Origin of the sequence: Streptomyces sp. V2I9, from assembly GCF_030817475.1 — a bacterium.
Lineage (GTDB): Bacteria > Actinomycetota > Actinomycetes > Streptomycetales > Streptomycetaceae > Streptomyces.
This window is the reverse complement of sequence record NZ_JAUSZJ010000002.1, coordinates 6,018,999-6,034,051: the sequence shown is the minus strand read 5'-3', so window position 1 is coordinate 6,034,051 and position 15,053 is coordinate 6,018,999. Positions and strand designations below refer to the sequence as shown.

10 protein-coding genes and 4 pseudogenes are annotated in these 15,053 nt (G+C 70.7%); 13 read left to right on the top strand and 1 reads right to left on the bottom strand.

Annotation, left to right across the window (positions count from 1 at the left end; all coding sequences use genetic code 11):
- The first annotated feature begins 1,107 nt into the window (after positions 1-1,107).
- The 9 genes and pseudogenes from QFZ71_RS26285 to QFZ71_RS26255 all read left to right on the top strand — a co-directional run.
- Complete coding sequence (locus QFZ71_RS26285) at positions 1,108-1,371, top strand: acyl carrier protein (RefSeq protein ID WP_307670627.1); 264 nt, start codon at positions 1,108-1,110, stop codon at positions 1,369-1,371.
- 20 nt (positions 1,372-1,391) lie between these two features.
- Positions 1,392-2,021 (top strand): annotated as a pseudogene (locus tag QFZ71_RS30540) (condensation domain-containing protein); the annotation flags it as partial.
- 58 nt (positions 2,022-2,079) lie between these two features.
- Entirely contained in the window at positions 2,080-3,045 is a 966-nt protein-coding gene (locus QFZ71_RS26280) for a condensation domain-containing protein (RefSeq protein ID WP_307670626.1), read from the top strand.
- 134 nt (positions 3,046-3,179) lie between these two features.
- Positions 3,180-3,494, top strand: a pseudogene (locus tag QFZ71_RS30535) (beta-ketoacyl synthase N-terminal-like domain-containing protein); the annotation flags it as partial.
- 11 nt (positions 3,495-3,505) lie between these two features.
- Positions 3,506-5,761 carry an alpha/beta fold hydrolase gene (locus tag QFZ71_RS26275; protein WP_307670625.1) on the top strand — a complete coding sequence of 752 codons (2,256 nt, stop codon included), beginning with the start codon at positions 3,506-3,508 and terminating at the stop codon, positions 5,759-5,761.
- A 25-nt stretch (positions 5,762-5,786) separates the two neighbouring features.
- On the top strand, positions 5,787-7,544 hold the full coding sequence (locus tag QFZ71_RS26270; RefSeq protein ID WP_307670624.1) for an amino acid adenylation domain-containing protein: 1,758 nt from the start codon (positions 5,787-5,789) through the stop codon (positions 7,542-7,544).
- Positions 7,545-7,640: 96 nt separating this feature from the next.
- Entirely contained in the window at positions 7,641-9,383 is a 1,743-nt protein-coding gene (locus QFZ71_RS26265; protein ID WP_307670623.1) for an ABC transporter ATP-binding protein, read from the top strand.
- Positions 9,380-11,161, top strand: a complete 1,782-nt coding sequence (locus QFZ71_RS26260; RefSeq protein ID WP_307670622.1) for an ABC transporter ATP-binding protein — start codon at positions 9,380-9,382, stop codon at positions 11,159-11,161. Before QFZ71_RS26265 ends, QFZ71_RS26260 begins: the two co-directional genes overlap by 4 nt.
- A pseudogene (locus QFZ71_RS26255) lies at positions 11,158-12,486 on the top strand (amino acid adenylation domain-containing protein); the annotation flags it as partial. The gene QFZ71_RS26260 and the pseudogene QFZ71_RS26255, both read left to right, overlap by 4 nt.
- A 233-nt stretch (positions 12,487-12,719) precedes the next feature.
- Here QFZ71_RS26255 and QFZ71_RS30530 read toward each other — a convergent pair.
- Positions 12,720-13,355: a condensation domain-containing protein gene (locus tag QFZ71_RS30530; protein WP_373465210.1), complete on the bottom strand. Its 636-nt coding sequence runs from the start codon at positions 13,353-13,355 to the stop codon at positions 12,720-12,722.
- A gap of 83 nt (positions 13,356-13,438) precedes the next feature.
- Here QFZ71_RS30530 and QFZ71_RS26250 point away from each other — a divergent pair, with 83 nt between their 5' ends.
- From QFZ71_RS26250 to QFZ71_RS26235, 4 genes and pseudogenes are all read left to right on the top strand, one after another.
- Positions 13,439-13,771, top strand: a complete 333-nt coding sequence (locus QFZ71_RS26250; protein WP_307670620.1) for a hypothetical protein — start codon at positions 13,439-13,441, stop codon at positions 13,769-13,771.
- Positions 13,772-13,853: 82 nt separating this feature from the next.
- Positions 13,854-14,114 (top strand): annotated as a pseudogene (locus tag QFZ71_RS26245) (thioesterase domain-containing protein); the annotation flags it as partial.
- Between the two features lie 155 nt (positions 14,115-14,269).
- Entirely contained in the window at positions 14,270-14,440 is a 171-nt protein-coding gene (locus tag QFZ71_RS26240; protein ID WP_307670619.1) for a winged helix-turn-helix domain-containing protein, read from the top strand.
- Positions 14,437-15,018, top strand: coding sequence for a transposase (locus QFZ71_RS26235; protein WP_307670618.1), 582 nt, complete (start codon positions 14,437-14,439; stop codon positions 15,016-15,018). Before QFZ71_RS26240 ends, QFZ71_RS26235 begins: the two co-directional genes overlap by 4 nt.
- The last annotated feature ends 35 nt before the right edge of the window (positions 15,019-15,053 follow it).

The window sequence follows — 15,053 nt, the reverse complement described above, 5'->3', positions numbered from 1 at the left end:
CTTCTTCCTGGTGTTTGCGTTCCTCTGCTTCCTGTTCGCGCTGCTGCTAATCTCGTTTCCACGCTTCTTGCCGCTGGCGCTTCTTCTCGTGCCGGGCTTCGGCCGCGGTGGATCGTGTAGTCGTCCAGATCATCGCGCGGCGGGATGTACGGCCCCCCTGTGTGAGATGGATCCGGCGATACCGGGGAAGCACGGGGTGAGGGGCTAACTGCTCGTTCACAGCCCAGCGGACCAAGGTGCCCAGCTCGGTGTTCTTGACCCTGATCCAGGCTCCTTGGCCCTCGTCGAACTGGGCGATGCCGTCGGCCACGGTCCACGCCGCTGTGCCGGTCGGGGGTGGAATGACGCGCACGGCTGGGGCGGTGCCGAGCCACGGCACGTCGTCGCGTGGCGAGACCCAGCACACTCCGATCCCGTCGTCGATGTACCGGCCCGTCCGCTCACGGAGGTCGTCATGGCTGATGGGGGAGAGCTGAGCCTCCCAGGCCGTGCGTCGGTCTCCATCCGGCGAGGAGGCCATGACGTCTGCCCGCCACGAGCCGTCAGGGGCCCGTACTTCGATCTCCGCATGCCACCCGGCGGCCCGTATGGAAGTAGCCAGTTCCAGCTTCAGTAGGTGGTGCTCGACGGACTCGTTGGACAGCTGGCAATCCGGCGGTCTGCCGGGGTTGTGGGCGATGGCTGTAGCACCAGAGGCTCACCGCCGGCGTGATCGGGGTGCAACTGTCCTGCAAAAACAGGTCTTGCGCCGTACAGAGACGCTTGCATACGATGACGCGAACTCGGCGATCAGCGTGAGGGGTTGGGCAGCACTGGCAATTGCGCACACGCGGAATTCGGGTGTCTCCTAGTTGCCCTGGGTGCTGCGCTGAACGGGCTTCCTCGTACTGGCGGAGCATCCGGCGATGCCGCGCATCCGTCCAAGAATGACTAACTCTCGCCCGCTTCGGGGGTGCGGCGGCGGAGTTGTACGCGTCGGCAAGGACGCCAGGAATCGCCTTGTGACGGAACTGCCTTCACGCCTGGTCTCCCCCCGGAGCCACGGAGGCGTCCCTCCCCCGGTAACTGAAAGCGGCAAGGCTGATGTTGAGGCATGAGGAGGAACACATGGGCGTCGATGAAGTCGCAGTTGAGGCGGATGATCCCGCTCTCGACGACGTCGGGGACCGCCTGCTGTCGATCGTGTGCACCCGGTTGAACACCTCCTGCACACTCGATGACAACTTCTTCGCTCTCGGGGGCGGTTCCCTCGACGCACTCGAAGTCCTTGCGCGAATCCGTGAGGAGTTCGGGGTCCGTATTCGACTGCGGGAATTCTTCAAGGCGGAAACCCTCCGCGATCTCCGGGACATGATGGGAAGCGCGGCGTGACCGTTAACAGCACCGAGCCGATGACGGAAACGCTGCCGATCGGCCCGCTCCAGGAAGGCATGTGGCTGTTCTGGCGGCTGAATCCGGCGAGCCCCGCGTACTGCATGCCGGAGATTTTCCACTTCGAGGGTGAATTCGTCCTCGAAGCAGTGGAGTTCACGTTCAACGAGCTGATCCGGCGTCACGAGTCGTTGCGTACGACCTTCCGTGAGACCGAGGCCGGTGCCGTGCAGGTCATCGCGCGCGAGCCGGAGCCGAGGCCTGTTGAGGTGCTGGACCTGCGCCACTTGCCGGAGGGCGAGCGGTCCGAGCGGCTGCAGTCGGCCATCAACGCCGCGGCCAACCGCCCGTTCGACCTGGAGGCCGAGGCGGGGATCAGGCTCACCGCCCTCCGCGTCTCGGACAGCCGCACCACGCTGGTGCTGGTGGCCCACCACCTCGTGTGTGACGGCCTGTCGATGGCCGTCCTCCTGGACGAGTTCGGCGAGCTGTACCGCTCGGCCCGCCGCGGCGTCCCGGCCGAGCTCGGCCCCGTACCGCCCGGATACAGCACCTTCGTCAACAGGCAGCTCGCCACGCTCGCGAACGGCACGTACGAAGAGGAGCGGAAGTACTGGCGTGAGCGGCTCGCCGGAATCACCGGCAGCGCCCTGCCCGGGCGCTGTCCACAGCTCCGTGCGGACGCCGGTGGCGCGGGACACGGCCCTGATGTCCCTCACGCTCGACGACACGCTGACCGAATCCCTCACGGCCTTTGCCCGCCGCACCCGGTCCACGCAGTTCTCCGTCCTCCTGGCCGTGATGAAGGTGATGATCGCGGCCGCCACGAGCGAGGGCACCACCGTGCTGGGCATGGCCACGAGCGGCCGGACGCCCGAGTTCGAGCGCACGGTCGGCTTGCTCGCCAACACCATCGTCATCCGGTCCGAGATCGACCTGACGCAGTCCTTCGCCGAGACGCTCGGCGAGGTGTCGCTGGACCTCATGGAGGCCATCGACCACCAGGACCTGCCGTTCAGCAGGATGATCGCGGACCTCGACGCCGAGCAGCAGCTGGGTTCGGACATCCTGCGCACGGTGTTCACCGCGGGCGCCGTCGGCAGCCTGAAACTGGGCGAGGGCGACCTGTCCGAGGTCTTCGCGCGGACCGATCAGGGGCCGTTCGACCTGCACGTGGCCTGCGACATCGTCGACACGGGGATCGCGCTGGACTGGGAGTACGCCCTCGGTACGTACCCCCACGAGGTCGCGCGTGGGTACGCCGCCGCGTACCAGGAGATCCTCGCGAGGCTGCTGGACGAGCCCGACGCGCCGATGGACTCCCTCGGCCTGGCCGAGGTCCTGGCCCGCGTGCCCGGCCTCGCGGGAGGCGAGGCCGCTGGCGCGACCCCGGCCGTGGCGGCGGACCGGGCCTCTGAAGAGGGCGGACAGGGCGCCGCGTTCACGCCCGTCGAGGAGACGGTCGCCGCCATTTGGACCGAGGTGCTCGGCGTGCCGGTGGAATCCCCGCACGACGACTTCTTCGACCTGGGCGGGCACTCGCTGCTGGTGGGCGCCACCATCGCGGAGGTGCGCCAGCAGGTCTCGCAGTCCGCGACCCTGCGCATGCTCTTCGACTACCCGCAGTTGCGCGAGTTCGTCTCCCAGCTGGAAGTCGACGGCCGGCCGGCGTAAAGCTGAGGATCCGGTTCTCAAGCCGCCGCAGTGGCCACCACCGCGCCGTGGAATTCGCGGCACGGTGGGCCCGGACGCGGTGACCGCTTTACGTGAGGGAGCAGCAGGTGCAAGAGCCGCTGGCCATCGTGGGCATGGCGTGCAGGGTTCCGGGGGCGGCCGACTACCGCTCCCTGTGGACCGGGATCGAGACCGGGGCGACGGGCATGGTGCGAGTCGGCGAGGAGGACCGCCGGCGGGAGAACATCAGCCTGGACCCCGAGGTGCGCAACCGGTACGTACCGGTCGCGGCGCCGCTGGACGGGTACGACGCCTTCGACAACGCCGCCTTCGGCATGAGCGCCGGGGAGGCCGACGGACTCAACCTCAACGGCCGCGTCCTGATGGAGGTCGCGCTCTCGGCCCTGGAGGACGCGGGCTGCGACCCACTGCGGTACCCGGGCAGCATGGCGACGCGGACATGGCGCTGGCCGGGGGCGTCAATATCGAACTGCCGCACCGGGTGGGCTACTACCACCAGGACGGCAGCATCTGGTCGGCCGACGGCTCCTGCCGGCCCTTCGACGCCGACGCCGGCGGCACCATCACCGCCAGCGGCGCGGGCGCGGTCGTCATCAAGCGTCTGGATCAGGCGCTCGCGGACGGGGACGCCGTCCACGCCGTGATCCGCGGCAGCGCGCTCAACAACGACGGAAACCGGAAGGTCGGTTTCACCGCGCCGAGCGTGGCCCAGCAGAGCCGCGTCATCCGTGCGGCCCTGGCGAACGCGGGCGTCGACAGGCGCGAGATCGGCTACCTGGAAGCGCACGGCACCGCCACCGCGATCGGTGACGTCGTCGAATGGGCGGCCATCGAACAGGCGCTGGGGCCGGACGGAGTGCCCTGCGCACTCGGCGCCACCAAGGCCAACCTCGGCCACCTGGGCGCCGCCGCGGGCATCCTCGGCGTCATCAAGGCGACGCTCGTCCTCGCGCACGGCCGCATCCCGCCGGTCGCGAATTTCAGGGAACGCAACCCGCAGATCAGGCCCAAGAGCGACCGGCTCTTCGTGCCCGAGGACTGCGGCCCGTGGGAGAGCGAGAAGCCGCGGCTGGCCGGGGTGAGCTCGATGGGCGTCGGCGGCACCAACGCGCACGTCGTCCTGGAGGAGCCGCCCGTCGCCGAACCGGTCGAGGAATCAGGCGAGTTGGTGGCCGTACTGCCGGTGTCCGCCGCCTCCGAGCGGAGCGCCCAGGACACCGCCGAGCGCGTCGCGCGGTTCGCCGCCGAGCATCCCGGGCGCCTCGGCGCCCTCGCCCACACCCTCGCCACGGGGCGGCAAGTGCTCCCCCACCGGGAGGCCGTCGTGGCCGTCCGGCGGGACGGCGGGGTCACCACCTGGCGTACGGGCAGCCGGCTCGCGAAGCGCAAGCTCGGCCATGTGCTGGTCCTGCCGGGCCAGGGACAGCCGGCGGGCGATCTCACCGGCGCCGCGGCCGGGATCGACGGGTTCGCGGACCTGCTCGCCGAGGCCCTGCAAGCGCTGCCCGCCGAGGACCGCACCGCGGTAGGAGAACTGCTGTCCGGCGCACCCGCGGGCGAGGCCGAGCCACGCCTCGGTGAACTCGCCCTGCTGGTGCAGTCCGTGGTGATCGGCCGGTCGCTGCTCGCGGACGGCCTGCGGCCCTCGGCGCTGTGCGGGTTCAGCCTGGGCGAGCTCGCCGCCGGGGTGCTCGCCGGTGTGTTCGACCTGGGCGAGGCCGCCACGGTGATCTCGGAACGCGCCCGCATCCTGCGGGACGCACCGCCGGGCGGGATGATCCGCGTACGCCTCACGGAGGAGGCCCTTGCTCCCTACCTGAGCGAGGCGGTGTCCCTGGCGATCGTGCCCGGAGCCAGGGACTGCATGCTCAGCGGCGAGGCCACCGCCCTCGACGCGCTCATGGACCGGCTGCGCGGCGACAGGCTCGCCGCCGTCCGCGTCCCGGTGGCGCACCCGTACCACAGCACGGTCCTCACGGCTGCCAAGCGCTTCATCTGTCTCGGGTACTGCGGCGGAGGCGTCAGCTCGTACATGAAGTGGGCCGGCGTCCTGCCTCCCGGCGTGGAGCTCGCCGCCGTCTGCTACCCCGGCCGTGAGGGCCGCTTCGTCGAGGACTTCGCCAGGGGCTGGGAGGAGCTGGTCGAGGACGTGATCACGGCGGTCGTCTCCGCCTCGGACCTCCCCTACGTGCTGTTCGGCCACAGCATGGGCAGCTGGGTCGCCTTCGACGTCGCCTCCCGGCTGGAGGAACGCGGCCACCGCGGGCCCGAGGCACTGGTCCTGTCCTCCGCGAACGCGCCGAGCGTCCGCCTGGACGCCGGGGAGGTGATCCCCTCGCAGGCACAGAGCGACGACCAACTCCGCGACTGGATGCGTCATTTCGGGCTGCTGCCGCAGCACGTCCTCGACGACGCCGATCTCCAGGAGATGGCGGTCGAACTGATGCACGCCGACATCCGGGTCCGCGACTCGTTCCGGTTCCGCCCGGGCTCCGGGGTGACGGCTCCCGTCGAACTGTTCACCGGCACCGAGGACGAGACCATCGACCCGGACGTCCAGGAGCAGTGGCGCAAGCTCGCCGGGAACGGGCTGCGCCACACCGAGCTGCCCGGCTCCCACTTCTACACACCCGCGATCTGGGACGTCCTCCCCTCACACATCTCCTCGCTCCGGGCGAACGCCCCGGCCGCGTAGGCCCGCGCCACGGAAGGAATCCGCAGTGACCCTTGATGAGCCGGACCGGCTTGCAGCCCTGTTCCTGAAGTCGGCACGCCGGACCCCGGAACGCGTCGCGGTCCGTGACGCCCACGGATCGTGGGACTACGCCGCGACCGCCGCGGCGGTCACGGAGCTGGCCGGCCGGCTCGCCGCCGCCGGTGTGGAGCCGGGCGACAGGGTCGGCGTCATGGGGGCCCGCCGGGCCGGCGCACCCGTGGCCATCCTGGCCGTGCTGTGGTGCGGGGCCACGTACGTCCCGATCGACCCGGCATGGCCGGCAGCCCGCTGCGCCGCCGTACTGCACGGGGCCGGGGCACGCATGGTGCTGGCGGTCGACACCGCGCGCGAGACGCCCGCGAACGTGCCGCGCCTGGACCTGACCACGCCCGAGCTGATGTCGGCCGGGAGTACCGGACCGTCCGAACCGGTGCCGGCCGGGAGCGCCGGACCGTCCGAGCCGCTGTCCCGCCCGCAGCCGGGCGCCGCCTACGTGATCTTCACCTCCGGGTCCACCGGCACGCCCAAGGGCGTCGAGGTGCGCTCGGCCGCCGCGGCCGGGCTCGTGGAGTCGGTGGTCTCGCTGATCGGGATGGGACGGGAGTCCTCGTTCGTCGCCCTGTCCTCCTTCGCCTTCGACGTGTCGGTGTTCGAGATCTTCGCGCCCTGGTCGGTGGGCGGCGAACTGGTCATCGCCACCGAACTGCAGGTCCTGTCCAACCAGTTGGGGGCCCTCCTCGTCGTGCCGGGGCGGGAGGTCTACGTCCAGACCACGCCGACCGTCCTGGAACACCTCGTCCAGGCCCGCCTCGAACTGCCGGCCGGCACCGTGCTGCTCCTCGCCGGGGAGCACCTGCGCCGCGCGCTGGTCGCCCGGGTCGCGCACGTCAGGCAGGTGTGGAACCTGTACGGGCCGACCGAGGCCACCATCTACACGACGGCGCACGCCTGCCTCCCGCTGGACGCCGACGAGACGGAGCCGGACCTTCCGATCGGTTCGGCCGTGGCTCGTGCCGTACTGGAGATCCGCCCCCTGAGCGAAAGCGGCCAGGACATCGGCGAACTCCTCGTCAGCGGCCCCGGCCTCGCCCTCGGCTACGTGGGCCGCCCGGACCTGACCGCCGAGCGGTTCGGCGCCGACGGGAAGCGTTACGCCACCGGAGACGTGGTCCGGCGCCGGGCGGACGGCCCGCTGGTGCACGCCGGCCGGATCGACCGGCAGGTCAAGATCCGCGGCAACCGCGTCGAGCTGGACGAGGTGGAGGACGCCCTCGTGGCGCTGCTCGGCCACCGCCGCGTCGCCGTCCGCATGGACACCCACCGGCTGATCGGCCCGCACCTCGCGGCCTTCGTCGCCGGCCCGGAGCGTGATGTGGCGGAGCTGCGCCGGCAGGTCGCCGGGCGGCTCCCGGCGTACATGGTGCCCGCCCGCGTGTACTGGGTGCCCGAGATCCCCAGGACCAGCAGCGGGAAGACCGACCACAGCGCCCTGCGTGCTCCCGAGTCCACCTGGAACTGGGACGATGCCGTGTTCGAGACCTTGTCCACGCTGTGGGAGCGCCACCTGGGCGCCCCGGCGGCACCCGACGCCAACTTCTACGCCCTGGACGGGAATCGGCGGGCCGCCGAGCAGATCGCGGCCGGACTTCGCAGGACCCACGGCACCGAGGTGGACGCGGCGGTGATCGAGCGGTACCCGCTATTGTGCGACCTGGCCGCCGTGGTCTCGGACCCTCTTGCGCGTATCGACGCGGAGCGATGACGGGGAAGGAACAGCCGTTCCGATCGCTGCCAGGCGGCGCCCGCCCGAGCTCATGGCCGCGGCGCCGATTCCACCGAAGGGACCGACCTCTCGCTCATGCAACAAATACCAGCACTCGACCATGACGGACTCGACCATCGGTCGCCGGGCCGGTTCCTGCTCGCGCTCGTGGGCAAGCAGAAGGCGGCCACCCTCTGGGGCGCCGTCACGTCCGCGGTCTGGATGACCAGCCAGGCCCTGCTCCCTGCCACCATCGGCCTCGCGATCGACCGGGGCGTCGCCGGCGGCGACCTCGGAGAAGTTCTGTGGTGGTCAACGGCCGTTCTGCTGCTCGGCGTTGTGCGGGCTCTGACCGGCATCGCCTTCTACCGGCACTCGATCATCACGCGCACGGTCTCGGCCTCCCTGGTCACGCGCATGGTGACGCGGAAGATCACCCGGCTCGGTGCGGCGCTGCACCGGCAGAAGGACGTCGACAGCCTGATCGCGACCAGCACCTCCGACAGCATCACGATCGGCGTCGGCCTCCTCTACGCGGGGCGGATCGTGGGCGCCGTCTCGGCCATAGCGGCCGTCACGGTGGCCATCCTCATGGTCTCGGTGCCGCTCGGCCTCCTGGTCCTCGTGGTCGTACCCGTGTTCAGCGGGCTGAGCAGCCTGCTGCTGCGCCCTCTGCACGACAAGCAGGACACGTACCGCGACCGGCAGGGGCAGTTGGCCGGCCGCGCCGTGGACATCGCCTCCGGGCTGCGGGTCCTGCGCGGGGTGGGCGGCGAGCGGAAGTTCGCCGAGCGTTTCCGGGCCGACTCGCTGCGGCTGCGCACGGCGGACGCCGAAGTGGCGCGCGCCGAGGCCGACTTCGAGGCGGCACGCGTTCTGGTACCGGGCCTGGTCACCGTCATCGTCACGTACGCGGCGGCGCGCTTCGTGCTCGACCAGCAGCTCACGATCGGTCAGCTGGTCGCCTTCTACGGATTCACCACCTTCCTGACCATGCCGCTCACCGATTTCATGGAGGGCATGAGCCAGGTCACCCGCGCCGTGGTGGCCGCCCGCCGGGTGACGACCCTGCTCAACGTCCCCGCAGCGGTGGAGGAGGCGCCCGCGGCGGCCGCCGCCGCGCCCCCGGCCCGCAACGAGACGCACCTGGCCGACCCCGGCTCGGGCCTGGACGTTCCCCCGTCCACGTTCATGGCCGTCGCCTGCGCCGACCCTGTGGACGCCGACCTCCTCGCTCGCCGGCTGGCGCGCTTCGAGGCCCCCGGCGAGAGCGCGCTGACCGGCGAGCCCTGGGCCTCGCTGCCGCTCTCGGCCGTGCGCCGGCGGATTCTGCTGTGCACCAACAGGCACCAGTTCTTCGACGGCACCCTGCGCGAGGAACTCGCCCGGGGCGGGTCCGTGGCCGAGGCGGACATCGACGCGGCCCTTGAGACAGCGTCCGCCGCGGACATCGTCACCCCCCTCCCGGAGGGCCTCGACAGTCCCATGACCGGGCGCGGCCGCACCTTCTCGGGCGGTCAGCTCCAACGCCTGCGCCTGACACGGGCGTTGCTGACGAAGGCCGACTTCACGGTGTTCGTGGAGCCGACCGACGCGGTGGACGCGTACACGGAGTACCGGATCGCGGAGAACCTCGAACGGTTCCACGCCGCGCACGAGGACGGCCGCAGCGCGGTCGTGTTCACCGTCAGCCCCCTCCTGCTCCAGCGCGCGCACCGCGTGGCGTACGTGGAGGACGGGCGCGTGGTCGCCACCGGCACTCACGAGGAACTACTGGAAAGCCATGCGGAGTACCGGACCTTGGTGGCCCGCGACGAGACAGCACCGGTGAGGCCATGAAGGTTCGTACGCTCCCCGTCGCCGAACCCCGGTTCGTGCACCGCTTCCTCCGGCAGACGGCAGGACGTCACCGCAGGGAACTGGCCAAGGTCCTCGCCCTGTACGGCGCCGCCGTCAGCAGCGGCCTGGTCGGCCCCTGGATGCTCGGCTCCCTGGTGGAGGACCTGCGGCACGGCACCACCACCGGGCACGTGACCACAGTCATCGCCGCGCTGACCGGCTTCGTCCTGCTGCAGACCTTCCTGACGCGTGCCGCCTTCCGCGCCGCCGGCCGACTCGCCGCCACCGTGCAGGGCGAGATCCGCGAGAAGTTCGTCGACGACGTACTCGACCTGCCGATCGCCACCGTCGAGAGCGCCGACGACGGCGACCTCGTGACACGGGCCTCACAGGACTCCGAGACCCTGCGGCGTACCGTGCAGATGGCGGTGCCCCAGGTCACCGAGGCGCTGGTGTGGATTCTGCTCGGCATTGTCGCCCTCGTCGTGGTGTCACCCCTGCTGTCGGTCGCGCTCCTGATCACCCTGCCGCCGCTGTACGCGGTGAACCGCTGGTTCCTGCGCCGCGCGCGCGACGGCTTCCTGCGCGAGAGCGCGGCCTCCTCCGGCATCACCGACGGACTGGACGCCACCATCCAGGGCGCGGCCACCGTCGAGTCCCACCGCATGGAGAAGCACCGCGTCCTGCGTGCCGAGCAGGCGACGGACAACTGGTACGAGACGATGCGCTACACCCTGTGGCTGCGCACCGTCCTGTACTCCTGGGAGGAGTTCCTCGGCACCCTGCCCCTGGCCCTCGCCCTGCTCCTCGGCGGATACGCCTACAGCGAGGGCTGGGTCGGCCTCGCCGAGGTCACCGCGGCCACCCTGTACATCCTCCAGCTGATGTTCCCCTTCGAGACGCTGCTCGACTGGGTGGGCACGCTCCAGCAGGGCAGCGCCTCCCTGGGCCGCCTGCTCGGGGTCTCGGCCGACACCGGCCAGGAGTCCGCCGGGGGCGCGAAAAAATCCGCGAAGATGCCGGTCATCGACTCGGTGGACCTGTCCGTAAGTGACCTCCGGTTCGCGTACGAGGACGGGCCGGAGATCCTGCACGGCATCGACCTCAGCGTCCGCCGCGGCGAGCGCGTCACCATCGTGGGCCCCACCGGAAGCGGCAAATCCACACTGGCCCGGCTGCTGTCCGGGACCTACGCCCCGCACAGCGGCGAGGTACGCCTCGGCGGCACCTCGCTCGCGGAGCTGCCGCACCACGAGCTGCGCAGGCATCTGGTCCTGGTCAGCCAGGAGCAGCACGTCTTCGGAGGCACGCTGCGTCAGAACCTCGAACTGGCCGCCTCCCACCTCCCGCAGGACGGCGGGGAGGAGGCCCGGGACGCCGCCCTGTGGAGTGCCCTGGCAACCGTCGGCGCGACGGGCTGGGCCGACGCGCTGCCGGAGAAGCTGGACACCACGGTGGGCGTCGGCGGAGAGAGCCTCACGGACGCGCAGGTACAGCAACTCGCGCTCGCCCGGCTCGTCGTGGCGGATCCGAGCGTGCTGATCCTCGACGAGGCGACCTCACGGCTGGACCCGGGCTCCGCCCGCGATCTGGAGCGGTCGTTCGCGGCCGTACTGGAGGGGCGCACGGTGATCTCCATCGCGCACCGGCTCTACACGGCGCGCGACGCGGACCGCATCGTCGTGGTGGAGGGCGGGCGCATCGTGGAGTCCGGCTCCCACCAGGACCTGCTGGAGCAGCGCGGCGCGTACGCCCGGCTGTGGTCGAGCTGGATATGAGAACTGCCTTCCGTGCGAATGGAGTCGACAGCTTGAAGCCCGCTCACGAACGGTTCGCCGCACGTGCCGCCGCGCAGCCCGGGAGCCTCGCGGTGGTGCAGGGCCCGGTGCGACTGACGTACGCCGAACTGGAAGAGCGCGCCCACCGGATCGTCGGCCGGCTCCGGGCGCGCCGGGTAGGCCGGGGTGACGTCGTCATGGCCCACCTGTCGCGTTCGCCCGACCTGGTCGCCATCATGCTCGCGACCTGGATGACCGGAGCGGCCTACCTCCCCGTCGAGCCGGGAACCCCGGGAGAACGGCTCGCCACTCTCGCCCGTCGGTCCGGGTGTGCCCTCGTCGTGACGGCCTCGGCCGGCGGCCGCCTCCCGTACCTGGACCTTCCGCTGCTCGGCCTGGACGAGCCTGCCTCCCCGGACGAGCCCCCCGCCGGGGACCCCGCACCGCCGTGCCCCCCGGTCTCGGGCACGGACCTCGCCTACGTCATCTACACCTCCGGGTCGACCGGCGCACCCAAGGGCGTCGAGGTCGAACACTCCTCCCTGGCGTACCTCCTGGCGCACATCAATGAGCGTTACGACATCGCGCCCGGGGACCGCGTACTCCAGCTGGCCGCCATCACCTTCGACACCTCTCTCGAACAGATCCTGGTGACCCTGGCCAACGGCGCCACCCTGGTGCTGCCCGACCGCATGTGGGCTCCCGGCGAACTGGTCGAGGAGATACACCGGCACCAGGTGACGGCCATGGACCTTTCCCCCGCCTTCTGGCGCGCGTTCCTCGCGGACCTGGAGGGCAGGCCGCAGGAACTCCCGGTGCGGCTGACCATCGTGGGCGGCAGCGCCGTGCACCTTTCGGACTGCGAGAGCCATCTGCGCCTGCTCCCCGGCTCCCGGCTGGTGAACGCCTACGGCCTGACCGAGACCGCCGTCACTTCCTGCACTGCCGAGATCATCGCCGAGCTGACCTCCGGCCCGCTGGCGGAGCACGGGAGCGCGCCGGTCGGGCACCCGCTGCCCGGCACCGGCGTCCACCTGCTCACCGAGGCGCTGCAGCCTGTGCCCGCCGGGCAGGAGGGCGAGATCTACCTGTCCGGCCCCGCGCTGGCACGCGGATACGTCGACGCGGAGGCCACCGCCGCCCGGTTCGTGCCCGGCACCGGACAGACCGCCGGACTGCGCCTGTACCGCACGGGTGATCTCGGAATCCTGGCGCCGGAAGGCCTGCGCGTCACCGGCAGGGCGGACCGCCAGCTGAAGATCCGCGGCTACCGGGTGGAACCCGCCGAGATCGAGAAGGCGCTCACGGCCCACCCCGAGGTCACCGACGCCGCCGTCAAGCCGTACACACGGTACGGCGACCTGGCCCTCGCCGTGTACTACGCCACCGGCACGACCGAGCCCCCCGGGTCCGGGACCTGCGCAGTCACCTCGGCGCACGCCTGCCCGCCTACATGGTGCCCTCGGCGTTCGTGCCGGTCGTCCGCCTGCCGGTCAAGGCCAACGGGAAGGTCGACTTCGCGGCGCTCCCCGAGGTCGGCCCGCCCGCCTGACGGCTCTCACCGCGAAGCGCCGGCCTCGCTCGCCAGCAGTTCGTCCAACTCCGCCTCCGGGTTCCGCACGACCTCGTGCACGAGGCGCAGGAACTGGGCGGCCAGCGACTCGATGAACTCCCGGTTGTACAGCGCGGTGCGGAAGCAGATCGCCCCCCGGAAGCCGCGCTCCGCCGAGACGATCGAGAACGACAGGTCGGATTTGACGACGACCTCGTCGGTCCCGATGGCTTCGACTTCGAGACCGGAGCTCCACGTCTCGGCTTCCGCGGGGATGTTCTCGTACGTGAACATCGTCTCGAACAGGGCGGTCGGCCGACCCTCGCGGCGTGAGCCCAGGTGCGCGAGAAGCTGCGCGAGGGGATAGTCCTTGTTCTCGTAGGCGTCCCGCGAGACACTCCGTATGTGCCGCAGGAGGTCCCGGAAGGTGCGATCGCTCTCCGAGTCGACGCGCAGCCCGACGATGTTGACGAAATACCCCATGGTTTTCAGCAGGGCCAGGTTGTTGCGGTTCGCCATGGGGCTGGCCACGACGATGTCCCGCTGCCCGGACATCCGCGCCAGCGTCAGGTGATGGACCGCCAGCATGAACATGAAAGGCGTGGCCCGCTCCGCCGAGAGGAGCCTGGCCAGTGCGCCCACGTCCACGTCGTCCAGATCGAACTCGACTGCGTCGCCGGCGATCGAGGAAAACGCGGCGGACGGACGGCCCTGGGGAGAAACGCATGGTGCGGAATCGCTGGGCGTGGACGGACCAGCAGGCCGCCACGTATTTCTGGTCCGGGCAGTGGACCAGCCTGGACCCGAGCTACTCCGTCTTCTACGGGTACCCGTCCATCGAGTTGGCGCGCGGTCTGCATTACGCGGGCATCAAGCCGTGGTCGTGGCGGAAGAAGGGATTCGCGCGCCGGATCGAGCGTTTTCCCGATTACGCTCTCTGGTCCCAGAGGTTCCTGGAGATGCTTGAGGAACTGCCCGAGTTGCGAACCATCGGCACTCTCAAGCTGCTGGAGCGCGAACTCCGGGCAGTGCCCCAGGTGGAGGCCCGTCGTCGCTGAGGGGCACGCTCACCGAGCTCCCCGGTGACCCCGGATTCCCTGCAACACACCCACCGAAAACACCAGGGACAAGAGGCTCCAGATGTCCGATCAGCAAACAAGTCAGGTTGCCGCACGTCTCGTATCGCTGACGGGCAAGGACGCCGGCGGTCGGCCGCTCTTCCTCGTCCACGCCGTCGGCGGGACCGTGAACGCTTACGGTGCCCTGGCGAAAGGGCTGGCCGGCACCTATGCGGTGACCGGTATCGAGGCGTTCGCTATTTCCGAGGGTGAGCCGGTCGAGAAGCTGGCGGAGATGGTGGAGCGTTATGTCGCCGCCGTACGCGAGGCCCAGCCGGAAGGCCCGTACCGGATTGGCCCTGCGGTCCAAGGGGCCCTCGGGGGTGGACTCGCGGATGAAACCGGCCTGGCGCATCTGGCTGGCCCGGGCGTTGGAGCAGGGGCCGGCCGCGCACGGCTGGACCGAAGACCAGCACCGAGACCCTGGTCAGGGTCTCGGTGCTGGTCGTGCGTCGCTCCCATGTCCGCTTCAGCCAGCCGCAACTGTCCCGGATCCTGCATCAGATGGCCTTTTCCGTGCAGGTTCCGGTGCACCGGGCGGCCGAGCACGACGACGAGAAGGTCGAGGTGTGGCGGCGGGAGACGTGGCCGGACGTGGAAAGACGGTGAGGGAGCAGGGGGCGTGGTTGGTGTTCGCCGATGAGTCCGGGCTCGCTCTGCGGCCGGCGAAGGCACGGACCTGGGCGAGGGCCGGCCGGGCCCCGGTGGTGCGGGTGGCCGCGCGGGCGGGCCGGGTGTCCCTGGCCGGGACGGTGTGCGTGAAAGCGGGGTGCCGGACCCGGCCGGTCTACCGGATGCTGGTGCATCACCCGCACCGCCGGGGTGAGAAGAAGGGCTTTCGTGAACGGGACTTCGCCGGCCTGCTGGATGCCGCCCACCACCAGCTCGGCGGGAACATGGTGCTGGTCTGGGACAACTCCACCCAGCACGTCGATGCCCTGCTGCGCCGGCTGCCGAGTGCCCGTTCCGGGTGGCTGACCGTCTACCGGCTCCCGCCGTACGCTCCCGACCTCAATCCGGCCGAGGGTGTCTGGGCCAACCTCAAGCACGACCTGGGCAACCTCGCGGCCTGCACCGTTGACCAGCTCGCCGACCTCACCCACACCCGTCTGAAGAGAATGCAGTACCGGGCCGACCTGCTCGACGGCTTCATCGCCGAGACCAGCCTCACCATGACGTCACCCTGAAACGAAAGGATCAGAAGCGGCAGGAGCGGGAGCTG